The sequence below is a fragment of the Thalassospiraceae bacterium LMO-JJ14 genome, from assembly GCA_021555105.2.
Taxonomy (GTDB): domain Bacteria; phylum Pseudomonadota; class Alphaproteobacteria; order Rhodospirillales; family Casp-alpha2; genus UBA4479.
On sequence record CP134604.1, the window covers coordinates 3,210,804 to 3,235,744 of the forward strand.

24 protein-coding genes are annotated in these 24,941 nt (G+C 62.7%); 9 read left to right on the forward strand and 15 right to left on the reverse strand.

All coding sequences use genetic code 11. The features are described from left to right. Window positions 1–2: 2 nt before the first annotated feature. Window positions 3–4,430 (forward strand): DUF4114 domain-containing protein, encoded by a 4,428-nt coding sequence (locus L2D14_15230; GenBank protein WNJ99210.1) that lies wholly within the window; start codon window positions 3–5, stop codon window positions 4,428–4,430. A 3-nt stretch (window positions 4,431–4,433) separates the two neighbouring features. On the opposite strand, the gene L2D14_15235 is transcribed toward L2D14_15230, so the two are convergent. The 3 genes from L2D14_15235 to L2D14_15245 all read right to left on the reverse strand — a co-directional run bounded on the left by L2D14_15235 (window position 4,434) and on the right by L2D14_15245 (window position 8,211). Further along, entirely contained in the window at window positions 4,434–5,738 is a 1,305-nt protein-coding gene (locus tag L2D14_15235) for an HlyD family type I secretion periplasmic adaptor subunit (protein WNJ99211.1), read from the reverse strand. Continuing rightward, on the reverse strand, window positions 5,735–7,441 hold the full coding sequence (locus L2D14_15240) for an ATP-binding cassette domain-containing protein (GenBank protein WNJ99212.1): 1,707 nt from the start codon (window positions 7,439–7,441) through the stop codon (window positions 5,735–5,737). Before L2D14_15240 ends, L2D14_15235 begins: the two co-directional genes overlap by 4 nt. A gap of 164 nt (window positions 7,442–7,605) precedes the next feature. Further along, a complete protein-coding gene (locus tag L2D14_15245) occupies window positions 7,606–8,211 on the reverse strand; it encodes a methyltransferase domain-containing protein (protein ID WNJ99213.1) in 606 nt (201 codons plus the stop codon). A gap of 136 nt (window positions 8,212–8,347) precedes the next feature. Between L2D14_15245 and L2D14_15250 the strand changes: the two genes are divergently transcribed. From L2D14_15250 to L2D14_15260, 3 genes are read left to right on the forward strand one after another with little or no spacing between them, the layout of a single operon-like run. After that, complete coding sequence (locus tag L2D14_15250; protein ID WNJ99214.1) at window positions 8,348–8,941, forward strand: TetR/AcrR family transcriptional regulator; 594 nt, start codon at window positions 8,348–8,350, stop codon at window positions 8,939–8,941. 14 nt (window positions 8,942–8,955) lie between these two features. Beyond that, window positions 8,956–9,243, forward strand: coding sequence for a hypothetical protein (locus L2D14_15255; protein ID WNJ99215.1), 288 nt, complete (start codon window positions 8,956–8,958; stop codon window positions 9,241–9,243). Window positions 9,244–9,269: 26 nt separating this feature from the next. Continuing rightward, window positions 9,270–9,878: a DNA-3-methyladenine glycosylase I gene (locus L2D14_15260; protein WNJ99216.1), complete on the forward strand. Its 609-nt coding sequence runs from the start codon at window positions 9,270–9,272 to the stop codon at window positions 9,876–9,878. On the opposite strand, the gene L2D14_15265 is transcribed toward L2D14_15260, so the two are convergent. From L2D14_15265 to L2D14_15285, 5 genes are all read right to left on the reverse strand, one after another. Further along, window positions 9,862–10,230, reverse strand: a complete 369-nt coding sequence (locus tag L2D14_15265; protein ID WNJ99217.1) for an MmcQ/YjbR family DNA-binding protein — start codon at window positions 10,228–10,230, stop codon at window positions 9,862–9,864. The genes L2D14_15260 and L2D14_15265 overlap by 17 nt on opposite strands. Window positions 10,231–10,453: 223 nt before the next feature. After that, window positions 10,454–10,864, reverse strand: coding sequence for a DUF126 domain-containing protein (locus L2D14_15270; GenBank protein ID WNJ99218.1), 411 nt, complete (start codon window positions 10,862–10,864; stop codon window positions 10,454–10,456). Continuing rightward, window positions 10,861–12,102 carry an aconitase X catalytic domain-containing protein gene (locus tag L2D14_15275; GenBank protein ID WNJ99219.1) on the reverse strand — a complete coding sequence of 414 codons (1,242 nt, stop codon included), beginning with the start codon at window positions 12,100–12,102 and terminating at the stop codon, window positions 10,861–10,863. The genes L2D14_15270 and L2D14_15275 overlap by 4 nt, the downstream gene beginning before the upstream one ends. Window positions 12,103–12,123: 21 nt before the next feature. Next, window positions 12,124–13,584, reverse strand: a complete 1,461-nt coding sequence (locus L2D14_15280; GenBank protein ID WNJ99220.1) for a sulfatase-like hydrolase/transferase — start codon at window positions 13,582–13,584, stop codon at window positions 12,124–12,126. 30 nt (window positions 13,585–13,614) lie between these two features. Further along, window positions 13,615–14,481, reverse strand: a complete 867-nt coding sequence (locus L2D14_15285) for a GntR family transcriptional regulator (GenBank protein WNJ99221.1) — start codon at window positions 14,479–14,481, stop codon at window positions 13,615–13,617. 157 nt (window positions 14,482–14,638) lie between these two features. Between L2D14_15285 and L2D14_15290 the strand changes: the two genes are divergently transcribed. The 4 genes from L2D14_15290 to L2D14_15305 all read left to right on the forward strand — a co-directional run bounded on the left by L2D14_15290 (window position 14,639) and on the right by L2D14_15305 (window position 19,056). After that, complete coding sequence (locus L2D14_15290; protein ID WNJ99222.1) at window positions 14,639–15,187, forward strand: tripartite tricarboxylate transporter TctB family protein; 549 nt, start codon at window positions 14,639–14,641, stop codon at window positions 15,185–15,187. A gap of 16 nt (window positions 15,188–15,203) precedes the next feature. Then, the gene (locus L2D14_15295; protein WNJ99223.1) at window positions 15,204–16,721 is read left to right on the forward strand and encodes a tripartite tricarboxylate transporter permease; all 1,518 of its coding nucleotides are present in this window, start codon (window positions 15,204–15,206) and stop codon (window positions 16,719–16,721) included. Between the two features lie 29 nt (window positions 16,722–16,750). After that, the gene (locus L2D14_15300) at window positions 16,751–17,722 is read left to right on the forward strand and encodes a tripartite tricarboxylate transporter substrate binding protein (GenBank protein WNJ99224.1); all 972 of its coding nucleotides are present in this window, start codon (window positions 16,751–16,753) and stop codon (window positions 17,720–17,722) included. A gap of 104 nt (window positions 17,723–17,826) precedes the next feature. After that, complete coding sequence (locus tag L2D14_15305) at window positions 17,827–19,056, forward strand: CoA transferase (protein WNJ99225.1); 1,230 nt, start codon at window positions 17,827–17,829, stop codon at window positions 19,054–19,056. A gap of 68 nt (window positions 19,057–19,124) precedes the next feature. On the opposite strand, the gene L2D14_15310 is transcribed toward L2D14_15305, so the two are convergent. The 4 genes from L2D14_15310 to L2D14_15325 form a co-directional block, all read right to left on the reverse strand. After that, window positions 19,125–19,646, reverse strand: a complete 522-nt coding sequence (locus L2D14_15310) for an ACT domain-containing protein (protein WNJ99226.1) — start codon at window positions 19,644–19,646, stop codon at window positions 19,125–19,127. 31 nt (window positions 19,647–19,677) lie between these two features. Further along, window positions 19,678–20,160 carry a redoxin family protein gene (locus L2D14_15315; protein WNJ99227.1) on the reverse strand — a complete coding sequence of 161 codons (483 nt, stop codon included), beginning with the start codon at window positions 20,158–20,160 and terminating at the stop codon, window positions 19,678–19,680. Between the two features lie 147 nt (window positions 20,161–20,307). After that, the gene (locus L2D14_15320; protein WNJ99228.1) at window positions 20,308–20,595 is read right to left on the reverse strand and encodes a hypothetical protein; all 288 of its coding nucleotides are present in this window, start codon (window positions 20,593–20,595) and stop codon (window positions 20,308–20,310) included. A gap of 149 nt (window positions 20,596–20,744) precedes the next feature. Further along, window positions 20,745–21,272, reverse strand: coding sequence for a hypothetical protein (locus L2D14_15325; GenBank protein WNJ99229.1), 528 nt, complete (start codon window positions 21,270–21,272; stop codon window positions 20,745–20,747). 202 nt (window positions 21,273–21,474) lie between these two features. On the opposite strand from L2D14_15325, the gene L2D14_15330 reads away from it, so the two are divergent. Further along, the gene (locus L2D14_15330; protein WNJ99230.1) at window positions 21,475–22,890 is read left to right on the forward strand and encodes an amidase family protein; all 1,416 of its coding nucleotides are present in this window, start codon (window positions 21,475–21,477) and stop codon (window positions 22,888–22,890) included. 16 nt (window positions 22,891–22,906) lie between these two features. On the opposite strand, the gene L2D14_15335 is transcribed toward L2D14_15330, so the two are convergent. The 3 genes from L2D14_15335 to L2D14_15345 form a co-directional block, all read right to left on the reverse strand. Then, complete coding sequence (locus L2D14_15335) at window positions 22,907–23,437, reverse strand: hypothetical protein (protein WNJ99231.1); 531 nt, start codon at window positions 23,435–23,437, stop codon at window positions 22,907–22,909. Window positions 23,438–23,449: 12 nt separating this feature from the next. After that, on the reverse strand, window positions 23,450–24,589 hold the full coding sequence (locus tag L2D14_15340; GenBank protein ID WNJ99232.1) for an FAD/NAD(P)-binding oxidoreductase: 1,140 nt from the start codon (window positions 24,587–24,589) through the stop codon (window positions 23,450–23,452). Window positions 24,590–24,677: 88 nt separating this feature from the next. Next, a complete protein-coding gene (locus L2D14_15345; GenBank protein ID WNJ99233.1) occupies window positions 24,678–24,908 on the reverse strand; it encodes a sulfurtransferase TusA family protein in 231 nt (76 codons plus the stop codon). Window positions 24,909–24,941 lie beyond the last annotated feature (33 nt).

The window sequence follows — 24,941 nt, forward strand, 5'->3', positions numbered from 1 at the left end:
TTATGACGGATACGGTTTACGGCGTTAACCTGGTTGAGAACGGCAGCTTTGAGGATGTGGATTACAGCCACGACCACGGTCACGGCCATCACTTCGGTCACGGCCGTTTTGGCGGCCGCCATGATCACCGGCATGACAACCGCCATCACCAGAGTGCCGAACTGAGCGGCTGGCACACGTCATCCGGGCCGGGGCCGGATATCGAAACGTCTACCCGCTGGACACCCGCCGCCGAAGGCCGCCGCTATATCGAACTTGACGGCAGCGGTGCGCGCGACACCAACAGCTCTATCTATCAGGACATTCCGACCGGCGGCAGTGGCACTTTCCAGTTGTCGTTCAGCTACGCAGCGCCGCCGTTCAGCCGCGGCTCGTCAAACGGCATCGAAGTGATCTGGAACGGCGAGGTCATCGACACCATCACCGCCGACGGCGGCTGGGGCACCGACTGGCAGAGCTTCACCTATGAACTTGAGGGCGCGGGCGATGCCACACGGCTCGAATTCCGCGCCGTCGGCCGGGATGACGGCCGTGGCGGCCTGCTCGACGACATTTCCGTGATCGGCATCGAGCCGCCGGAACTGTTCACCGACGATGCCGACACCGTGGTGCTTGCCGACGACGACCCGGATTACGGGTCCGGCGAACAATATGACGCGCTGGCGGGCGACGATATCGTCAGCGGCGGCGACCTCGATGACGACATCAACGGCAACACCGGCAACGACACGCTTTCCGGCGGCGCCGGCGACGACACCCTGATCGGCGGGGCGGAAACCGAGACCCTGGTCGAAAAGGAACGCGTCGTCGAACACGACCTGTCGAGCCTGAATGACACCCCGGCTCTCGGCGTCGATCCGTCGCACTTCACGCTCGCCAACGATCACCAGGTGACGATGACCTTCGTCGGCGAGGAAGCGGGCTACCGCAACACCGTCGGCATCTACAAGATCGCCGACGACGGCAGCATGTACGACGTCGAAATCGTCTTTCAGGATGCCTCCGACAGCCGCTGGTACGGCACCGAAACCGGCACCGCTGTCGATCTCGACCTGTCCGGCGGCGACAGCTTCGGCGTCTTCATCATCGCCGATGGCGCCCGCCGCAATAACTTCCGTCACATGGACGACGGCCACTTCGAGTTCCGCAATGCCGACGGCAGCCCGGCAACCGTCGACAGCGACGCCCCGGAACTGGTGTTCGTCAACAACTGGGGCCGCGCCAGGGAACTGAGGGGCGAGATTTATCATTCCGCCGTCGATAGCGGCAACCTGCAGCTCAACGCCGACGACACACTGCATGTGCAGTCGTCCGCAAACGGCGACGGCGGCCTGCGCCTCAACTTCGAGGACCTGCCGGCATCGTGGAGCGACAACGACTTCGACGACGTCGTCATCGATCTTTCCTTCGCCCCCGTCACCGAGACTTATCTTGCCGCCGCCGACGACAACGATGTGCTGTTCGGCGAAGACGGCGACGACACGCTGATCGGCGGGTATGGCGACGACACCCTTGATGGCGGCACCGGCAACGATGTGCTCGACGGCGGTGCCGGTAACGACACTCTTCTGGGCGGCGCCGGTGACGACACACTCGACGGCGGCGGCGGACGCGACAAGCTGGACGGCGGCGACGGCGACGACCTGATCTTCGGGCGCGGCGGCAAGGACACCCTGATCGGCGGCAGCGGCAATGACGACCTGCGCGCCAATGGCGGCAACGATATCCTCAGGGGCGGCGGCGGCGACGACCGCCTGGCCGGCGGTAACGGCGACGACGTGCTCAAGGGCGGCGGCGGCGACGATCTTTTGATCGGCGGCAACGGCGCGGACAGCATCGACGCAGGCAACGGCGACGACACCGTGCGCGTCGATTTCGACCAGGCCCAGGGCGATGTCGCCGACGGCGGGCGCGGCACCGACACTCTCGACATAACCGTCGAGACCGACGATCTCGCCGATCCGGCCGTGCTCCAGGCGCTGCTCGATCTTCACAGCTTCATCACCGACAATGCCGACGCCAACTCCGACAGCGGCCCAAGCCAGGCCTTCGCCGCGCTCGGTCTCGAAGTCAGCAACTTCGAAGCCATCGACATCACCGTCATCGACTCCGCAACCGGCGAGGAAGTGCCGGGGTTCCTGGCGCCGGTGATCGCGCTTTCGGCGGCGGACAGCGCCGGTGACGAGGACACGGCCATCGCGCTCGATATCTCGGCCGCCGTCACCAATGCGCCGGGGCTGTTCGACCTCAGCGTCACCGTTTCCGGCGTGCCTTCGGGGGCAAGACTGTCCGCCGGGACCGACAATCTGGACGGCTCATGGACCCTGGCGCCGGGCGACCTGGCCGGGCTGACCGTCACACCGCCCGCCGACAGCGACGCCGACTTCGCCCTCACCGTCACGGCGACCGCGACGAACCAGATCACCGGGGTCGAAACGACCAGCGACGCCCTCATACAGGCGGTCGTCGTCGATGCCGTCGCCGACGCGCCGACGCTGTCCGTCGACGATGTTGTGCTGGCCGATCCCAATGCCGGCGATCAGCTGATCGAAGGCAGCGACGCCAAGGATACCCTGCAGGGCTTCGGCGGCAACGACACCATCAACGGCGGCGCCAAGGGCGACACCATCATCGGTGACGGTCCCTCGGCGGCAACCTTTACCGGCGCGCTGGCGATTGCCGCCGCGCTCGGCGATATCGACGGCTCGGAAACTCTTGAGATCGTCGTCGACGGCCTGCCCGCGGGCGCAACCCTTTCGGCCGGCACCGATAACGGTTCCGGCACGGTCGTGCTGACAACCGCCGATCTTGCCGGCCTGACCATCACCGTGCCATCCGGTGCGGCTGATTTCTCGCTGAACGTCAGCGCCATTGCCACCGACACGGACGCGGACAGCGGCCAGCAATCCACCGCCAGCGCCGCCGTAATCGCCAGCGCGACGCTCACCGTCTCGGTTGACGGCGACGACATCCTGAACGGCGGCACCGGCAAAGACACCATTCAGGGCAACGGCGGCAACGACACCATTAACGGCGAAGGCGGCGCGGACGATATCGACGGCGGCGACGGCGACGACATCATCAACGGCGGCGGCGGCGCGGACCTGATCTTCGGCGGCCTCGGCAATGACGTCATCGACGGCAACGCAGGCAACGACAGCATCTTCGGTGGCGACGGCAACGACGACATCAACGGTGGCGGCGGTCTGGACATCATCGACGGCGGCAACGGCGACGATACGATCAAGGGGGCGGCAGACGCCGACACGCTGATCGGCGGCGCCGGCAACGATACCCTGAACGGCACGGCGGGCGACGACAGCCTCGACGGCGGCGACGGCGATGATGTGCTGAACGGCGGCAGCGAGAACGATATCCTCAATGGCGGTGCCGGCAACGACACCCTGAACGGCGGCACCGGCGACGACGTGCTCGACGGCGGCGCGGGCGATGACGTGCTGAAAGGCGGCGGCGGGGTCGACACCTTGTCCGGCGGCGGCGGCAAGGACCAGATTTTCGGCGGTGCGCAGGCCGACACGCTTTACGGAGATGCCGGCAGCGATACCATCTCAGGCGACGGCGGCGCCGACGTGATCTTCGGCGGTAGCGGCAAGGACGTGATTTCCGGCGGTGCCGGTGCGGACAGCATCGACGGTGGTAACGGCAACGACGAGATCAACGGCGACGACGGCAACGACAGCATCGACGGCGGCGCCAATGACGATCTGATCTGGGGCGGTCTCGGCAAGGACGAACTGTTCGGCGGCAGTGGCAACGATGTCCTATACGGCGGCGACGACAACGACACCCTGCACGGCGGCGATGACAACGACACACTCCGCGGCGAACTGGGCAACGACGTGATCTTCGGTGACGCCGGTAACGACATCGTCATCGGCGGTGACGGCAAGGACGAACTGCACGGCGGCACAGGCGACGACCTGCTGTTCGGCCAGGCAGGCGGCGACACCCTTTTCGGCGACGAAGGCAACGATACGCTGTGGGGTGACACCGGTGCGGACACGCTCAACGGCGGCAGCGGCAATGACCGCATCGAAGCGCACGGCGGTGCGGATATCGTCAACGGCGGCACCGGGGTCGACTTCATGATCGGCGGCAAGGGCAACGACACATTTGTCTTCAATCTCGGCGCCGGTGACAGCGGCATCGGTGCGGGCAACCGCGACATTATCACCGACTTCGACGCCGACACGGCGGACACACTCTCGTTCGGCGGCATCTCGGCGTTCAGCTTCATGGGTGACGAAACCCAGGCGTTCGCCGGTGCAGGCACCGCATCGGGGCGTTTCAACGACAGCCTCAAGGTCCTCGAAATCGATGCCGACGGCGATCAGATCGCCGATCTGGAAATCGAACTGCAAGGTGTCGACGGCGCCGATCTGGACGATACCGACTTCATCGTCAGCTAGCGCTCAGCGTTCCTGAAAAGCCCCGCCCATGCGGTGCAGCAGCGGATCGAGGATATAGCCCATCACCGTCCGCTCGCCGGTCAGGATGCTGGTCGCGACCTGCATCCCCGGGAACAGGGCATAGCGCTCGCCGGCCTTCTCGAAGTAGTCGCGCGGCAATTCGATCCTGACCCGGTAGAACGGCATCCCGTCGTCGCTGATCAGCGTATCGGGGCTGACCTCGGTCACCGTCCCGTCGAGCTGACCGAAGCGGACCGCATCCGATGAAGCGAGTTTGATAACGGCGCGCTGGCCGACGGCGACGTAGCCGATGTCCTGGGTTTTCAGCTTCGCCTCGACGATCAGCTTGTCGCCCAGCGGCACGATATCGGCAACGCTTTGGCCCGGCTTCAAGACCCCGCCGAGCGTCACCACGTTCAGCGTCTTGACCACGCCGTCGACCGGCGAGCGGACAACGGTGCGCTCCAGGCTGTCTTCGAACTTGCGCACCCGTTCGCGCAGTTCGCGGGACTTGAGCCGCGCTTCCTCAAGGCTCTGCTGCACCTCGTCGGCAAAGGTTGCGCGGATACGCTGCAGTTCGGCCTCGGCCTCATCAAGGGCCGAGCGGGCGCGGACAAGCTGCGCACGGTCGCCTTCGACCTGATTTCTGAGCGCGCGGCCTTCCTTCAACAGATCGAGGTGCTTGAAGCGGTTGATCAGGCTCTTTTTCAAAAGCTGTTCGCTCATCGCGATCTGCTCGTCGACCAGCGCCAGCCCCTTTTCGCCGCCGGCGATGCGGCCTTCGATCTCGGCGATCTGCTGGCGGCGCTGCACCACGGACTGTTGCTGTTTGGCGAGGTCGTTGTTGTGCTTGGCGAGGCGGGTGTCGAAGCGGTCCCGGGCCTGGCGGGCAAGTTCGGGATGCGTGCTCTGCAGGGCATCGGAAAACACCGGTTGCTGTGCGCCTGCGGCCAGCGCCTCGAATTGCGCGATATCGGTTTCCAGGGCGCGGAGGCGGATGCGCAGCTCGGCCACTTCGGCGCCGCTGACCGTCGGCTCCAGTTCCACCAGCGGCTGCCCGGCACTGACCTTCTGGCCTTCGACGACCTTGATCTCGCGCACGATGCCGCCTTCCAGATGCTGCACGGTCTTGACCTGCGACGAGGGAATGACCTCGCCGGCGGCATGGCTGACGATGTCCAGCGTGCTGAAATGCGCCCACAGGCCGAACGCGACGACCGCCAGCGCACTGATCCAGAACGTCGCGTGCGTCAGGGCGGGAACACCGCCGCCCGGCCGGGACGTCTGCATGTCGGCCCCGATACTCATGCCCCGGCTTCCTTGGTGCTGCCGGGTGAGCCTTTCGGGCCTTCGATCCGTTCCAGCGGTTTCGGCAATTGCTTCTGGCCCAGCCGTTCGATCCCCGGCACCGGTTTCATGTTCAAATCGAGCCGCGTGTGCGGCCCTTTGACGATGTCCGGATCATGCGACATGACGACGATGGTGCGTTTCTGCTCCGCCATCGACGCCAGCACCCGGTAAACCGCGCGGCAGCCTTCTTCATCCAGGCTTTCCGTCGGTTCGTCGATGACCACCAGCGCGCCGTCCGTCGCCAGCGCACGGGCCAGCGCGATGCGGCGGCGGATCCCCTCGGCCAGCCGCCAGCCGTTATCGGAAATGCGCGTGTCCAGGCCGTCGGCGCTTTCGTCGATGAATTTCCGCAATCCCGCGCGATCGACGCATGCCGCCAGCGCCGCGTCGTCCATGTCCGGGGTGTTGACGGTGATGTTGTCGCGGAGCGTGGCATTCAGCAGCGCCGGTTCCTGTGGCAGATAAACGACCTGACGGCGCCACCAGGCCGGGTCGAGCTGCTTGAGATCGACACCGTCGACGAGAATCTGCCCGCGCACCGGCTCGATCAGCCCCATCAGCAACCGGGCCATGGTCGACTTGCCGGTGCCGTTGTTGCCGATGACACTGAGCACGTCGCCCGGACCGATGCTGAGGTTCAGGCCCTCGAAGATCGAAAGCCGGCTTTCCGGGTACATGAACGCCGCTTCGCGGAATTCTATTTTTCCCTGTAGCGCGGAAATGCGTGTGCCGCCGTCGGCCTCAAGATCCGTTGCGGCGAGCTTATCGAAAACGTCCAGCGACTGCTGCGCACGGGCGAACGCCGCGCCGAGCCCGGCCAACCTGGTGACCGGCTGCAGCGCGCGGGCGGCAAGAATGTTGGCGCCGATCATCGCGCCGACGTCGAGTTTTCCGGCCACCACCAGCGCCGCACCGGTGCCGATGATGGCGACACTCATCAACGCCATGGCGCTGCCGGTAACCGTCTGCACCAGTCCCTGCTGGGCGTTCATGTCGCGGCGAAGCTGCTGGGCCGTCCCTATATTGGCCTGCCAGTCGCGGCGTACGTGCGTCCCGGCATTGAAGCTCCGGATCATATCGCCTTCGCGGACCGCAGTACCGAGAAGCGCGCTGCCCTCGGCGGTGACGGATTGCAGCCGGGCGGTGAGCGATTGCAGTTTCTTGTGGCCATACGCGCCGATGCCGTAAACGCCGAGCACGAACACTGCGCAGATCCCCGCCAGCACCGGCTGCACCAGGTAGAGTACGAAAATGAACAGCACGGCGAACGGCGCATCCAGCACCGTGGTGATGTTGGTCGCGTTGTAGGCGGTTTCGATGGCCTGTGTGCCGCTGACGATCTCGCGGCGCGCCTCGGGGGCGGTCTTGTCGAGCGCCTGCACCCGGGCACGGGTCAGGGTATCGAAGGCACGCGCGGCGATCTCCGCGTCCGGCGCGGCGCTGATGCCGCGGGCCAATGCCATGCGCGACTGCCTGAGCGCGAACTCGAAGACGATGGCCAGCAGGACCCCCGCCGTCAGCGTGAACAGCGTCGCATCGACGCCCTGGCCGACGTAGCGGTTCAGCACCTGCATCACGAACAGCGGCGAAGCCAGCGCCATGACGTTGACAAGCAAAGAGCCGAACGCCATTTCACCGGCAATCAGCGGCTTCGCACTCATACGGCGCAACAGTTCCTTCATCGCGGTCCCGTCTCTCCCTGGACGCGTGCTGACAAGCTCCCGGTGCAGGACCGGAAAAGGGGCCAGCGCAGATTCCGCGTGGCCCGGTCTAAGCCAAGGATTTTAAAGGATATCCGCCGCTTTCGCCATGCCCGTTTGCAGCTTTAGGGCTTCTTCGCATCGAAGCTGTAATAAGTATCCGGTCCGGCCGGGACGTTGAAGGTGATATCGCCGTTCTCGATATTCTCAAAGCCTGTCCGGTGCAGAAGGTGCGTCCAGTTGGTGCGGGTCAGGACGCTGTAGTGATTGGGGTTCGCCTCGTGCTGGCAGACGGTATCGGGGGCCGGTACTTCCATATAAAAGACGCCGCCGGGCTTCAGGATACGGAACATCTCGGCCAGCGTGAAAAACGGAAACACGCTGTGTTCGATGACGTGGCGGCACCATGCGAGGTCGTAACTGGCGTCGGCGACGTCGAGGAACGACATGTCCTGCTCGATGATTTCGAAACCTTCGGCGCGGGCTTTTTCCGCTTCCTCGCCGAAGCCGACCCCGGTGACGTCCATGCCGTGCTCGCGAAAGGTATTCAGCGCCAGCCCGTGCCCGCAGCCGACATCGAGCACCTTCGCGCCCTTGGGGATCGCGTGCTTGTCGATGATCTTCGGGATCATCTGCGTGATGATGGCAATGTGCGGCTCACCGAACGGTTCCGGGTAGATATCCTTCAGTCGCTCGTCCAGAAAGGCGTCAAGCCGGGCATAATCGCGCATCGTCACTCCCCCACAGGTTCTACGCCATGCTAGGCGCATACAGACAACATGGCCATAAGCGAAAGCGACTTGACGGATTAGGACAATTGTCCTAATTCTTACGAAGATACGCATCCATCCCCGAGAGGCCCCGGCCGTGAACAGGAAATCCACACGCGAACAGATTGTCGATGCCGCCGATCTGCTTTTCTACCGCCACGGGTTCGAGCATACCTCGTTCGCCGACATTGCCGGGGACGTACATATTTCGCGCGGCAACTTTTATCACCACTTCAAGACCAAGGACGACATCCTCGACAGCGTCATCGGGCGGCGCCTGGAAAACACCCTCAAAATGCTCAAAGCGTGGGAGAACGAAAGCGACGACCCGGCCGAGCGGATCCGCAGCTTCATCAACATCCTGATCGTGAACCGGGCGAAAATTAAGCGCTACGGCTGTCCCGTCGGCACGCTCAGCAGCGAACTGGCGAAGCTCAACCACGCAGCGAGGGGCGATGCCGGCAAGCTGTTCACGCTGTTCAGGACCTGGCTTTCGGAACAGTTCAGGGCGCTCGGCCGCAGCCATGACGCCGATGCCTTGGCGATGCGTCTGCTGGCCCGCTCGCAGGGGGTGGCGACGCTGGCGAATGCCTTTCACGACGACAAATTCATCCGTGCCGAGGTGCGAAACATGTGCGACTGGCTCGACGGCGTCATCGGAAACACCACCGCGCTGGCACGGCAAAGCTGAGGGAGAGCATTAAAATGTTTATCGTTTTGCTGAAATTTTCCGCCAACAAAAGCCAGGCGCCCGCGTTCATGGACGCGCATAAGGACTGGATCCGGCGCGGTTTCGAAGACGGCGTGTTTCTGTTGCTGGGCAACCTTCAGCCGGGCCTCGGCGGCGGCATCGTGGCGCATAACACCTCACGTGAGGATCTTATGCATCGCGTCGACGAAGACCCGTTCGTCGCCGAGGATATCGTCAGTGCGGAAATTCTCGAGATCGAGCCGTCCCGCGCCGACGACCGGCTGGCATTCCTGCTCGACTGAACAACCATCAAACGAGGACCCGCGACATGAGCAACACCTTCGAAGCCCCCGACGGCAAGCTGCGCTGCGGCTGGGCCGGTGCGACACCTGATTTCCTGCCCTACCACGACACCGAGTGGGGCTTTCCGGTGAGCGACGACCGCCGCCTGTTCGAGAAAATCTGTCTCGAGGGGTTTCAGTCGGGCCTGAGCTGGCGCACCATCCTCGCCAAGCGTGAGAACTTCCGCGCCGCGTTTGCGAATTTCGAGTATGAAAAAGTCGCCCGCTTCGGCGAACGCGATGTCGAACGGATGCTCAAGGACGCGGGGATCATCCGTCACCGCGGCAAGATCGAAGCGACCATCAACAACGCCAAGCGGGCCTGCGAGATGGTCGCGCAGGAAGGCTCGCTGGCGGGCTATTTCTGGAGCTTCGAGCCGGCCCCGGCTGAGCTGGACGCCCCGCAGACGGTCTCGACCTCCGCCGCCTCGGTTGCGCTGTCGAAGGATTTGAAAAAACGCGGCTGGAAATTCGTCGGCCCGACGACGATGTTCGCCTTCATGCAGGCGATGGGGCTGATCAACGACCATGTCACGGACTGCGTGATCTGCGCCAAGGTTGAAAAGGCCAGAAAAAGCTTCAAGCGTCCTGGTTGAGACCCAGTTCCTTTTGCAGCTTTTTGGTCAGGCCGAGCGATACGATGCGATAGGATTCGGCAAGAAATTCCTTGAGCTGTTTGTCGTCGAGACCGGGTTCGTCGTAATTCTGAATCCACTTCATACCGCGTGACGCCAGATACGGCGCCGGCCTGAGCCCAGGTGCATCGCGCAGCATTTCATAGCCGATGTCGGACACCTTGAAGGTGATCGCGGGCAAGGCATCGTCCGCGAACCAAGCGATGGCAAAGACCTTGCCGCCGATCTTCCATACATCCGCCCCGCCCCACTGGTTGACGTGCGTCGTGTGCGGCAACGAAGCGCAGAACTTGTTGTATGCGGCGGCGTTCATGGGGGAAGTTTAGCGGCAACTTGGATCGTTTGGCACGGCTAAAACCTGCCGTCACCCCGGCGAAGGCCGGGGCCCAGAGAACAGCTGAGTTTTCCCGGTTAGTGCTGCAACGTGTGAACTGGATTCCGGCTTGCGCCGGAATGACGACAAAAATTATAAAAGCGCCATCACCACCCTGAATCAAGTTCAGGACGACGCGGGATTAAATCTCAAAGTTGCCCCCTCACCGCTCGACGATGACCAGCCCTTTGTCGGGGAATACCTTTACGTGTTCGCCGGTTTTGATCAGCCCCGTGACGTCGCCGTCTTCGAAGCGGTCGCACATGGCGAGATCGGCGAGCGCCGCGCCCTGGGCGAGGATCGTATTCGCGGTGTTGAACAGGATCGCCTTGGGTGTAATGCCGCGCGATTTCATCTCGTGCAGCATCCACGCAGACGCGACGCCGCCCTTCGATGTGTTCAGCACCAGTATCTTGCCGTCATAGGATTCCCCGTACAGCTTGTGCTGCGGGCGGGAAAAGACGCCCTTGATCCGGTCCAGGTCGTAACGCGCCGAGAAGTTGTCGGCGGCGACCAGCGCCTCGCCTTCGACGTCGGGGCCGATGCCGACATGGCATTTCAATTCGATGCTCATACGATTTCTCCTGCCACGGCGGAGGCGATACAGGCCTCCATGTCGGCCAGCGCCGGTTCATACCCGTAACCGCCGAGGATATTGACGATCTTGGCGGAATTGCTGAGCAGCCGTTTCCAGCCGTTGGCCTCGCCGATTTCGCGCGCATACTGGTTATAGAAACAGGTCCCTTCGAGCACCTTGGCGCCCGACGCCTCGATCCGGCCGATCAGGCCCATACGTGTCGCATCGGCATAAACCGTCGGCGACGTGCAGACGATCATGGCGCTGTCCTTGTGGATTTTCTGGCTACCCACCAGATCGGCGACCTGCTGCATTTCGACGATGGAAAGCTGCGGCGCGGCGAACACCACCACGTCGACCTTGTCACCACGGCCGCCGAACGAGGAGCGCAGTTGGTCGAGATCGGCCTTCGTCACCTCTTCCGCCGTCAGCTTGTCGGCACCGACGGCCGCCAGTGTCGGGGCTTCCGGGGTGATCCCGACCAGGTGGAACAGCGGCGTCGAGCCGTAACTCGCCATCGCCGCGCCCATGTGCTTCATCTGATCCGATGTCGGCACGGCTTCCAGACCCTCGATCGCCGGAACCTCCCAGTACGATCCGGCCATCCGCCCGACGACGGCGCCGAGCACGCCCCAATCGGTGAGGCCCTTAGGCTGTTGGCGCACGACATAGCGCTTCGTGGCACGGCGGTTTTCATCCAGATGCAGCCCGTAGCGCGGCGTCCGTCCACTCAACCCCGCCGCCAAGGCAGACGGCCCGCCCTCGAAGTTGGACCGCGCACCGCAGGCGCTGTTGCTGTAAATCACGACGCCGGTGTCGCCGAACGCCACGTGATCGCCCAGTATCGGTGCCATCACGGTCTGATAATTGACGCAGGTATTGGTCATCAGAATGCCGAGCTTCTCGCTCGCGGCGATGAAACGGCGTTCGATGTTCGCCATGTCCTCGGTCTGGCCGAGCGGGCTGTAGTAATTCAGGTCGACGCCTCGGGGGTCGGTGATCATCGGCACGGCGACGCGGCGGTCCTTTTCCGGGTGCTTCGCCATGGCTTCCATGAACGAGGTTCCGGCATCGCCGACGGATTCCGGATCGGCCATCATGTGCACCTGGGAAACCGGCACCAGATCGGCGGCATCGAACATGCGCCCGACCTTCATCATGTGATCGATGGCCCAGCGCCGGGGCTCGCCCATCTCACCGGCCAGCATGGCCTGTTCTTCGTCGTTAAGTTTCATCTTTGCTGTTTCCTTACCGGCTCAGTCGAAGTGCGGGTCGACGCCGGGCGGCATGCTGAAGCCGAGATCGCCGCGCGCGATCACCGCCTCGGCGCCGCCGTTCGCCGCCAGCAGCGCCGCCTGCTGTTCCTTGGCATGCTTGTCGGTCGCCACCGGGTCGACGATTTTTTCTAGCGCGGCGCGCAGCTCGGCGATCAGCGGCTGCATCGCCGGATCGGCGGCCAGATCGTTCAGCTCTTCCGGATCGTCTTCAAGATTGAACAACTGCGGTTCGTACGCCACGTAGTGCACCAGTTTCCACGGCCCCCGGCGGACAAGGAACGCCGCCGTCTTCGAGCCCATGCCATGGTATTCGGAAAACGCGACCTTGGTCTCGTCGTCGCCGTTCAGGTATTCCGTGATGTTGGTGCCGGGGTGGTCCGCCGACACGGTTTTGTCGTCACGTGCGCCAACGCAATCGATGATGAACGGATACATGTCGACGAAGCTGACCGGTGTTTTCACCACCTTGCCGGCGGGAATGTCCGGCCCGCTCAGGATCAGCGGCACGGCGGCGGCTTCCTCGTACATGGTCGACTTGCCCCACAGCCCGCGCGCGCCGTTGTTGTCGCCGTGATCGGACGTGTACATGACCCGCGTGTTGTCCGTGAGCCCGGCATCGTCGAGCGCCGAGAGGATGTTGCCGACGTTGAAATCGAGAAAACTGCACAGCCCCAGATATCCGGCCTGTGCGCGCTTCACTTCGTCCAGATTGTGGAAGTGCTCGTCGTAGGCAAACGCGCCCCGGTAATCCTCGATGTACGGGTGCTGTTTTTTGTGGCGCTCCTCGTACAGCTTCGGCAGCGGCAGGTCGCCGTCGTAATAATCATAGAACATCTCCGGCGGTGCGGTCAGCGGGAAGTGCGGACACACCAGCGAAACGAACAGCACCCACGGCTTGTCGGTGTGCTTTTGCGCTTCTTCACGCAGCCAGACCTGGGCGCGCGCCGCGATCTCGCGGTCATAGGTGGTGTAGACCGATTCCCCCGGCCCGGCCATGCGCGCCATTTTATAGGCCCCGCCCCGCTTCGGCATGCTGTCGTCGCGGATCCAGCCCATCATGTCGCCCTTGCCGTCGATGATGTGCATGCCGATCTGCTCGTCGGAAAAACCGTTGTCGTCGTCACCCGAGCGGAAATGCAGCTTGCCGATGGACACCGTATGGTGGCCGCGTTCGCGCAGCAAAGAGTGCCAGCTCGGGATCGTCCCGTCGAAGGCAATCGCGTTATCCCAGTGTTCGGTCTGGTGCACGTACTTGCCGGTCGCGAACGACGCGCGGGCCGGCACGCAGACCGGACAGGTGGTATATGCCGAATCATAACGCGCACCGCCGGCCGCGAGTTTGTCGAGGTTCGGCGTCTTGACGATGTCATGCCCGTAGCATCCTGCGACACTGCGGGTATGCTCATCGGACATGATGATAAGAAGATTTGTCGGTTTCACGGTGTTTTCTCTCCCGGGGTCGTGGTTTTTTTATACTTCGGCGAGGTTATCCAGCGCCGTGTCGATGACGATTTCCGGCACATCCGACGGAATCCAGTAATCCTGATAATACAGCGGGCCTTCCATGGAGTAGACGTATACCCGCTGACGAATCAGCGGCGTCCCGGCATCGATGTTGAGTGCCGCGGCGATTTCCGTGGTCGCCTGATAAATGCTCATGTGGTTGCTAACGCGCGTGATTACGAGACCGAATTCCTCGGCCATCTTGCGTTTCAGGTTGACCCCGTTGAGATCGCGTTTTGAGGCCGTCTGAAACACCGGGAACTTCGACGCGTCAAAATAGAAATGATTGTAGTAACAGAAATCCCCGCCATCTTCCTTGGGCCGTTCGATGATCAGGCGGCGCTTGATGACCAGCGTGTTCGGATCAGAGTCCAGAAAATCCTGCCATGGTCCGGGGCCGCTGACACGGCGGCGGGACAGCACTTCGGTATATACAGGCAACACGTTGCCGTTCTTGTCCAAAAAGCGGGTATGCAGCGGATTTTCAAGCTCACGCCGCCACGGCGCGACAATAGTCCCGACACCGGCCTTGCGCACGATCAAGCCGGCAGACACCAGATTTTTCAGCGCACGCTGCACGGTGCCCAGACTAAACGGGGTGATCTTTGTCAGGTCATTTTCAGTCGGCAGCAATTCATTATCGCCGATAACCCCGGTGCGGATCGCATCGACCAGACCGTCCTGCAACACCTTGTATTTGGGATCTCCAAGATCGGCGGCCTGCTTGATCCTGCGGTCGAGAAAACGGCTAAGCTTGTTCCATTGGGGCTTTTGCTTGGCACGCGCATCAACCCATATCGGCGCATTGTTCTTTGCTGGCCCGCTTACGTTCATGAATGTCTTCCCAACATTTGGCGTCGATATTTTTTCGAGTTGACAGAAATATCTAAAGTCATAACTATATAGAAAGTCAACTACATAGTTTTGACTATTCGCACACAAAAAACGAACACGACATCAAGATCGTGCAATCGGGTGGGAACATCACAGGGTGGACACAGACAAGCGCAAACACGCCATCAATGAATTGATGACCGTGAAGGCAGCCCGGACCAAGGATATCATCCTGGCCCTGGTTCTGATCGCGGTCGGCCTCTATGGCGGCATATCCGTTCTTTCAACAAAAGCAACCGGGTTCGTCGACGACCAGACGATGGACCACACGACACTGCCCAGTCTTTGGGGCTTCTTCCTCGCCGGACTAACGGCGCTTTGGCTGGTTCAGCTGGTGATTGAGTTGCGCACCGTCAACACATCGCTCGGCGTTCTCGATCACCGTGCGAACGTGTTTTCGATCGATCGCATGTTCCCCGAACTTTCGAAGACCCTGATCGGGCGCATGATTGCCGCCGTTATCTCAATCGCCGTTTATGCGGTGTTGTTCGAGGAAATGCCGTTCGCCCTGATTACCGGCGTTTTCCTGTTTGTCATGCTGCTTGTCTTCGGGCGTCCGCTGCACTGGAAAACCGGCGTATTGGCGCTCGGCGGATGTCTGGTTTTTCACCTGATGTTCGTCACGTTTCTGCAACTGCCGCTTTAGGGATTGAGGATCGAAAATGTTTGAAGGACTTATCGGCGGTTTCGGTCATCTGGCGGACCCCACGAATCTGATGCTGATCTTTGCCGGCACCGCGCTCGGCATTCTCGTCGGCGCCCTGCCCGGCCTCTCCTCGCCGATGGCGATCACGGTCCTGCTGCCGCTGACGTACGCGTTTCAACCCATTCCGGCGCTGGTGCTGTTGATGGGCGTGTATGTCGGCACCAAGCTCGGCGGCTCATTCTCCGCGATTCTGCTCCGAACACCGGGGACACCAGCGGCGGCGTGTACCGCGCTCGACGGCTTTCCCATGGCCGAGCAGGGCAAGGCGGCAGAAGCGCTCGGGTACGCCACCGTCGGCTCGACACTCGGCGGTCTGATTTCATGGTGCATCGCCGTCACGTCCATTCCACTTCTGGCGGCCGTCGCCATCGAAGCCAAGAACGCCGACATTGCGTTGATCGGCATCCTTGGCCTGGTGCTGGTTTCCGCGTTCGCGCGCGGCTCCATGCTCAAGGGTCTGATCGGTGTCATGCTCGGCCTGCTGATCGCTACCATCGGCCTCGATCCGATCGACGCCACCGACCGTTTCACCTTCGGTGTCCCGCAAATGATGGAAGGCATCCCGTTTACCGCCGCCCTGATCGGGTTCTTCGGCATTGCCGTGGTGCTGACCGATCTGCAACTGGTTGGCCGCAAAAGCGAACTGATCACGGACCGCGTAAGCATGAAAATGCCCGGCTTCAAGGAACTGAAGCAGCGCTGGCAGTCGATTTTCATCGGCGGTACGTATGGCGTGTTTATCGGCGCCGTCCCCGGTGTCGGTGCCGAAAGCGCGACGTGGCTTGCTTATGCGACCGCCAAGAACCGCTCCAAAACGCCCGAAAAATTCGGCAAGGGCGAACCCGACGGGGTGCTGACGCCGGAAGCCTGCAACAATGCCACGACCGGCGGCACCATGATCCCGATGCTGACACTGGGCCTGCCCGGCGACGGCTCGACGGCGGTGATGCTGGGCGCGCTGGTACTGCACGGCGTTGAGCCGGGCGTGCTGCTGATGAGCCAGTCCGGCGATCTGGTCTATGCCATCCTCGCCAGTCTTCTGGTCGCCACGGTGTTCATGTTCCTGCTGGCGATGGGGGCGATGAAGTACTTCGTGCTTGTGCTGCGCCAGGACCGTTCGTTCCTGTTCCCGTTCGTGCTCGTGCTGGCCAGCGTCGGCGCTTACGCCATTTCCAACACCCTGTTCCCGGTCGTCGTCGCGATCTGCCTCGGCATCATCGGCTACGTAATGGAAACACGCAGGTTTCCGCTGGTGACGGTGGTGCTGGGGATCATCCTCGGCCCGATCATCGAATACAACGCACGCGTTGCCATGGTCATCGCCGGCAACGACTGGGCGGTATTCGTCGGCACCTGGCCGCGCATCATACTTGTCACGATTACGGTGCTGCTTGTGCTTCGCGAAATCCAGAAAAGCCTGAGCGAACAAAAACAGCGCCGCGAGGAGATTTTGACGACCGCGTCTTACGACTAACCACACATACAAAACCAAGGGAGGCAAAGATGAAGAATATTAAACGTCAATTGACTGCGACCGCGGGGGCATTCGCCTTCGCCGCTGCGATGATGATCGGGGGCACGGCAAGCGCTGAATTCCCCGACAGCACAATCCATCTGGTCGTGCCGTGGAAAGCCGGGGGCGGCACCGATACCATCGTCCGCGGTTACCAGAAAGCCTTCGAAAAGGCCGCCGGCGTCACTGTCGTCATCGACAATATCAACGGCGCGAAAAGCGTTACCGGTACGCTCAAGGTCGCCAAAGCCAAGGGTGACGGCTACACGATCCTGTTCAACGGCTCGCTCGACGTGACGTCGAACCTGGCGATGAAGCCGCTGCCGTATGACGTTTCCAGCTTCAAGGCCGTCGGTGGCGTTTACACCACGCCAACGTGGTTCATCACCAACGTCAAACGCCCGTACAAGGATTTCCAGGATTTCCTCGATGCCGCCAAGGCCAACCCCGGCAAGCTGTCGATGGGGACCGCCGGCTCCACGCACACACTGGTCGCGCACGCGGTCAAAGGTGCGACGGGTCTGAACTTCAAGATCGTGCCGTTTTCCGGCGGTGCTGACCTGAAGAAAGCCCTGATCGGCGACGAGGTCGACATCGGGCAGTTCCATTCCCCGGTGATGATCAACGAAATCAAGGCCGGCATCATCCGTCCACTGGTCGCCACGGCACCGATGGGCGGCATCAACTACGCGCCGGCACAGAACCTGAAAACCCTCAAGGACTATGGCATCGATCTCAATCTGGCCGCGACACGCGGCTTGATGGTGCCGAAGTCGACGCCGGATGCCATCGTCGCCAAGCTGGAGGCCATCGCCAAGGAAGCCTCCATGGACCCCTCGTTCGCCGAGTTCGGCAAAACGTTCGGTTTCGCGCCGGTGTGGGTGTCGGCCGCCGATTACGGCAAGCAGCATGAAGACGAAGTAAAGCTGCTGAAGGAAATCAAGAGCAAGTACATCGACTAACACCACCAGAAGTACACCCGCCTACATAGACTAAGGGGCGTGACGGTCCGAACGCCGTCGCGCCCTTTCTTTTTTCGAAGACGTCTGGACAAAGGAGCTCGCGGATGACCGCCGCCACCGACACCACGCAAGCCCATACCCGACAAGGGCCGCTCAGGAACCTCCGTGTGCTCGATATCGCGACGATTATCGCCGGACCGCTGGCGGGCAGCCTGCTTGCAGATTTCGGCGCCGACGTGCTGAAGGTTGAACTGCCGGAGCGCGGCGACGCGATCCGCGCCCTGCCGCCGCACAAGGACGGTGTCGCGCTGTGGTCGAAAGTCGTCAACCGCGGCAAGCGCGGCGTCACGCTCGACCTGCGCACCGACGACGGGGCGGCGCTGTTCAAGAAGATGATCGCCGAGCGCGATGTGCTGATCGAGAACTTCCGTCCCGGCACGCTGGAACGCTGGGGCCTGGCGCCGGACGTGTTGTGGAAAATCAATCCGAAGCTGACGATCCTGCGCGTCAGTGCCTTCGGCCGCGCCGGACCGTATGCCGAGAAACCCGGCTTTGCGCGCGTCGCCGACGCCATGTCGGGATTCCTCAACCTGTGCGGCCCGGCCGACGGCGCGCCGGTGCACCCGGGCTATCCCGTCGCCGATTCCGTGACCGGCCTGTTCGGCGCCTTCGGGCTTCTGGCAGCGCTGATGGAGCTTCGCGAGAATCCGGACGCGCCGGGCCAGGTGGTCAGCGTCTCACTGTTCGAGAGCATGTTCCGCATGCTCGATTTCCTGGCCGTCGAATACGACCAGTTGGGCAAGGTCAGGGGCCGTTACGGCAACCGCAATCCCTATGCCGCACCCGGCAACGTGTTCAGATCGAAGGACGGCAAGTGGATCACGCTTGCGGCCAGCGCGCAGTCGATCTTCGAGCGGCTGTGCCATGCCATGGCCCGGCCCGAGCTGATCGACGATGTCCGCTTCACCGACAATGTGCAGCGCCTGGCGCACACCGACGAGCTGGACGCCATCGTCGCCCAATGGTTCGCCGAGCGCGACGCCGACGACGCGTGCCGGCACATGGAAAGCTTCGACGTCAGCGCCGTGCGCGTGCGCAGCATCGACGAGCTGTTCGAGGAAGAACAGGTCCTCGCCAACGACATGCTGGTCAGCGTCGACGATCCGGAACTGGGCGCACTGCGCATGCAGGGCGTGACCCCGGGTATGTCGCGGACGCCGGGCGCCGTGCACAAAACCGGCCCGGCACTGGGCGAAGCCAACGACGATGTCTATGCGGACCTCGGCCTAAGCACGGAGCAGATCGCGGCACTGAAGGCGCGGGGGGTGATCTGAGGCATGCATCGAGACGGCCCTTCGGGCCTCCTCAGCATGAGGATTGTTCTGCGACATGAAGAATGTATTCAGTCCTCATTGATGACGATATCGACGACCAGCGCGTTGGCGCTGTCCTCGAGCGCGTCGCGGAAATCCTCTTCCGACAGGCCGGCCGGCAGGCGCACCCGCGTGTCGGCGTGAAACAGCGTGCCGCCGCCGTGCGGCGCGCCTTCGATACGGGTTTCCATTTCCTCGACGCTGGCGCCCTGGGCGGCGATGGTGCGCGTCAGTTCGTGCACGATGCCGGGGTGGTCGGGACCGACGATTTCGAACGCGATCACCGCGCCTGCGGCTTCGCTGGCCGTGTCGCCGGCTTCGCGCACCATGACCTGAAAGCCGTCCCGGTCCAGCGCCGTCAGCGCCGCCGTCAGGGATCCGGCCTTGGCCTTGGGCACGGAAACACGGGCCACGCCGGCAAAGGTTTCGGCCAGATGCGCCATCCGGCTTTCCAGCCAGTTGCCGCCTTCGGCCTCGACGATTTCCGCCAGTTGCTCGACCACGCCGGGACGGTCGCGGGCGATGAAGGTGATGATCAGTGTATCGGCCATGTTGCTTCTCCCCTGCCCGGTGCGGGCATGCTCAGGTTAAGTCCTCGAGCAGTTTTTCGGCGCTGGTTTCGCCGAAGCCACCGTCTTCGAAATGCAGCGTCTTGACGACACCGTCGACGACCAGCGCCGAGAACCGCTTGCAGCGCGGCCCGTAGCACTTGTCCGAAAGATCGACCTCAAGCCCCGCCGCGCGCGTGAAGTTGAGCGCCCCGTCACCGATCATGGTGACGCGGCCTTCGGTATTCTGGCTCTGCCCCCAGGCGTCCATAACCCACGGATCGTTGACGGAGATACAGACGATCTCGTCGACACCCTTGGCCTTGAGTGCGTCGGCATGGCCGACGAAGCCCGGCAGGTGCTGCGACGAGCAGGTCTTGGTGAAAGCGCCGGGCAGCCCGAACACGGCGACGGTCCTGCCGGTAAAGATCGCATCGGTGCCGGTGACACCCGGTCCGTCGGGCGTCATGATGCCGACGTTGACGCTGGGCACGCGATCGCCCACCTGGATGGTCATGTGATCCTCCGCTGGTGTTTTATTATTCGTTAGCCGAAACGATGGGCGATCAGCGGGCGGAAATCAATGGCGGGAAGGCCGGAGCATACCCGGGCACGCATCGTTCTTGAAAAAATGCCGCTCGGCCTCTCATTTCGGGGCGCAAATTTAGCCCTGATACGGGGCCGTCTCGCGCTCCAGGCGCCAGACGTCATAGGCGAACCACAGGGACAGTCCCAACGCGATGACGGCGCCGAGAATGCCGGCGGCCAAGGTAACGCCCTCCGGCGCGCCCAGCATGCGGCACACGACCACCAGCACCAGATCGAAAACGACCCCGAACGAACTGCACATCAGCACCGTCACGGCGAAGATCGGCAGAACCGCACTGGAATCGAATTTAGGCCGCGCGCCAAGATGAGGCGGCGGGGCGGCAAGACTTAAGTCAGCGGCCATGTTCATCTCTCATGAGAAGGTTAAGAGCCGCCCGCAGGCCACCCTGTCGTACGCATTATCCTGCCGAACACCGGACGCAACCAACCGAATGAACGCGTGGTAGCCATGCAAAAATAACGTGACGCCGCATCCGGGGATAACCGCCGCGGTTAGTCGAACGGCTGCGGTATCGCAGCGACGCCCAGTTCACCGAGCAGGACATCCCACGCATCGGCGTAGTGGTCGATGCTGAGCACCCAGTCCACGTTTTCGCCGTCCGTGCTGAACGGCAGCCGCAAGCAGGCCTCGAATTTGTATCGTTCTAACGGATCGTTCAGCCTGATCTGCGTTGCATAGGCACGCGGGGTTCGGGTTTCGATGACCTGTCCGTATTGCTCAATGAAATCTTCCTGCATTTCCGGGGTTTCCTGCGTATCGACCCGGTCATTGGTCTGGTCCTGCCCGTCATAGGTCTTGATGCCCGTGCCCCAGAACCGGTAAACGCCGATCCCCGGCCGGCCATCGACCTGCACCAGCATCATCCGCGGGATCAGGCGCAGATCGAAGTCGAGGAAATGGATGTCGCGGTTCCACGCCGGTGCGAAACGGCCGCCGCACACCTTTTCCCACACTTCAAGGGCGGGCCCGAACGCCGAACCACGGATGTCGCCAATATCGAAGGTTACATACCGTGGCATTTACTTCTCGGTCCTCACTCCTGCGCATAATGACGGTGAGCGCCGCCACAGTTTTCACATACTACTCCTTCCGGCTCATCGATGTCATGAGCGCCCTCCCCCGGCACCGCTCCGGTTGGCGGCGGCAGCGCGATATCCTATGGTGTCCGGGTGGTGTTCGGGTCGAACACACGCCCGCAGCCGCTGACAATGGGAACGACCGATGCATGAAACCGAAGAAATCTGGCGCTGGCCGGCGCACGTTATCGCTGACGCCGTCAGAACGGGAAAGACCAGCGCGCGTGCCGCAACCGAAAGCGCGCTCGGGCGCATGTCGCAGGTCAACCCGGCCCTCAACGCCGTTGTCGACAGTGATCCCGATGCGTCCCTGCAAGCGGCTGAGGCCGTCGACCGGACCGTCGCCGAGGGCAACGAGCCGGGAATCCTCGCCGGCGTTCCCGTCACCATCAAGACCAACGTCGATCAGGAAGGTCACGCGACCACGAACGGGCTGCGCATCCAGAAAGACCTGATCGCCAGGACCGACAGCCCGTTTGTCGCCAGCCTGCGCAAGCAAGGTGCCGTGATCGTCGGGCGCACCAACACACCGGCCTTTTCATTGCGCTGGTTCACCCGCAACAGCCTTTACGGAACGACGCGCAATCCCCGCGATCCGGCCCTGACGCCGGGCGGCTCGTCGGGCGGGGCGGCGTCGGCCACGGCGGCGGGGATCTGCGCCATCGGGCACGGCACCGATATCGCCGGATCGATCCGCTATCCCGCTTACGCCTGCGGTATCCATGGGCTGCGGCCGACCTTCGGGCGTGTCCCGGCGGTGAATTTTACGGCGCCGGACCGCAACATCGGCGCGCAACTGATGGCCGTCTCCGGCCCCATCGCCAGAACCGTCGAAGATCTGCGCCTCGGCTTCGCCGCCATGAGCGCGCCGGATATCCGCGACAGCTGGTACGTCCCCGCCCCCGCCGAGTGCCCGCCGCTGGAAAAGCGCTGCGCGCTGTGCACGCATCCCGACGGCATGAAAACCGATACCGCGGTGGTCGATGCCTTGCAGGCGGCGGCGGAAATTCTCCGCGCCGACGGCTGGACCGTGGACGCCGCCCCCTGCCCGCCGCTGCGCCCGGCCGTCGCCGTGCAACTGGCGCTGTGGGTTGCGGATTTTCTCTCAGGCGGGATGAAAGCGATCGAGGACGAGGCCGACCCCGATGCCCTGTTCGTCTTCGAACAGTTGCAGCGCCACGCCGCCATCGGCCGGGACAACGCACTCGAAACCGTGATGGCCGCCCTGCAGCAGCGTGCGACACTGATCCGCGCATGGCAGATGTTTCTGGCCGATTATCCGGTGGTTCTCCTGCCGGTGTCGGCCGAGCCGCCGTTCCCCGATCAGCTGGACGTGCAGTCGGAAGCCGCCTTCGACCGGGTCATCGAAGCGCAGATGACCCAGGTCGCGCTGCCGGTCATGGGCGTGCCGTCACTGACCGTCACGCTGGACATGGGCGAGGCCGCGCCGCTCGGCGTGCAGTTGGTCGGGCCGCGCTACCGCGAGGACGTTATACTCGATGCCGGTGCGGTGCTCGAACGCGCCCGCCCGCTCACAACCCCTGTCGATCCGGCGGACTGACGCCGCCCAGCCGCCGTCAGCTTTCGTCCTGATCCCTGAGGGTCAGGCCGCGTATGTGGCAGGCGAAAGAAATCATGAACTGCAGCGCCTGCTGGGTTTCGGGCTTCGACAGCATCGATAACGTTGCCATCATCCCGCCCGATGCCTTGCGGCCGGACGCCTCGCTCGAGGCGAATTCCATGGACTGCTGCGCATGCGTCGCCAGTTCGGCGATTTCTTCGGTGGCGAGGTTGTTGACCATGTGCTCGAGGAACGCGAACAAGCGCTCGACCATGCCGTCGGTCAGGGCTTCCCTGGCGCCGTGCACCAGGGTCACCATTTCGAACAGCGTTTCCAGCGCCCCGGTGCGGTGCAATTCCGTCACCCGGTCGATGATATGGACAACGGCGTCCTTGGTGTCCTCGTCATTGAGCCGATCGACGATATCGAGCGCGCTTGCGGCCGTTTCCGTCAGCCGCTCGACCATGCCGTCGGTCAGCGCCTCTTGCGCCGCCTGCGTCAGCCTGCCGATATCGGACATCGGATCGTTATTCAAATGTGCGGTCATGTGTTCGATCCCTTACAGCAAACCCTTGGCGCTGAGCCAATAGAGGCGGTTATAGGCCAGCTTGAACCAGTGAATCATCTGCGTCGGCGGGCCCGGGTTCGGCGGCGTCGCGTAATTGAACCAGACATAGGTGCCGTTGTTCATGCCGGTTTCGATGAAACAGAACACCTTGCCGTCGTAGTCCTTTGCCCAGCGGTCCTCGGTGATCAGCGAGGTCAGGTTTTCGACCACGACGTCGGCTTCGAAGTGCGCCGTGGACCCGGCCTTGGAGATCGGAATATTGGTCGTATCGCCGCACACGAAGATGTCAGTGGACCCCTCGCGCGTCAGCTTGGTCTTGTCCGTCGGCACCCAGCCGCCGGCGCCGAGATCGGAATCGGTGATTACTTCGGCGCCCATATGCGGCGGAATCGTCACAAGCATGTCGTAGGGCAGCGTCACGCCCTCTTCCGACTCGATGGTTTTATCCTCGGGATGCACTTCCTTGGTATTGAAGAAGGTCTCGTACTTGATGCCGACACGGTCCATTTCCGGCTGCGCCCATTGCGCGACTGGCTCGAGCGCGTGCAGGCGGCCGATGGGATAGGTGTAGGTGATCTCGGTCTTGTCCATGAGACCGCGCTCGGTCAGGTAATCGTAAAGCATGAACGTGATCTCGAGCGGCGCCACCGGGCATTTATGCGGCGCGTTGACGTTGACGACGATCTTGCCGCCTTCGAACGCGTCGAGGGCGTCGCGCATCTTGCGCGCGCCGTCCAGGTCGTAAAACCAGTGCGCGCCTTCGGCCATGCCGGGGATGCTCTGCGGGACGATCCGCGACCCGGTCGCAATGACCAGATAATCGTACTTCAGCACTTTTCCCGATTGCGTCGTCACCGATTTCGACTCGGCGTCGATCTTGGTTGCCGGATCGACGAAGTAAGGCACGCGGCGGTCCAGCACCTTGCGCTGATCGCGGAACAATTCGGACTCGCGGAACTTGCCGAACGGCACGTACAGAAGGCCCGGCTGATACATATGCGTGTCGCTGGTGCCGATCATCGTGATCGCCACCTCGCCGCGCCTGAGCTGTTTGCCGAGGCGCCGGCAAAGTCCGTTGGCGATGATGGTGCCGGAAAGCCCGCCACCGACGATAAGGATGTTGGTCGTCATGATTCGCTCCCTTGCTTCTGGCGCGGCATCAGGCCGGCCCTGTTTTGACTGACGTGTTGATCACGAATTTTTTTGTTCTGGAGGCCGTCTATTTGGATTTGCGGATGATCAGGCTCCAGTGGTCGTCGCTGTTCTCGGAAGAAACGAGTTCGTGGCCGACCTTGTCGCACCACACCGGGACATCCTTGGCCGTCCCCTCGTCCGTCGATAACAATTCCACTTCATCGCCGACCTCGATCAGTTTCAACGCGGCGATCAGTTCCATCAGCGGCCCGGGGCAGAATGCGCCCCGCGCATCGACTTTCATTCGTTCACTCAATACTCGTTCCTTTTCAACTGGGTTATGATCGCT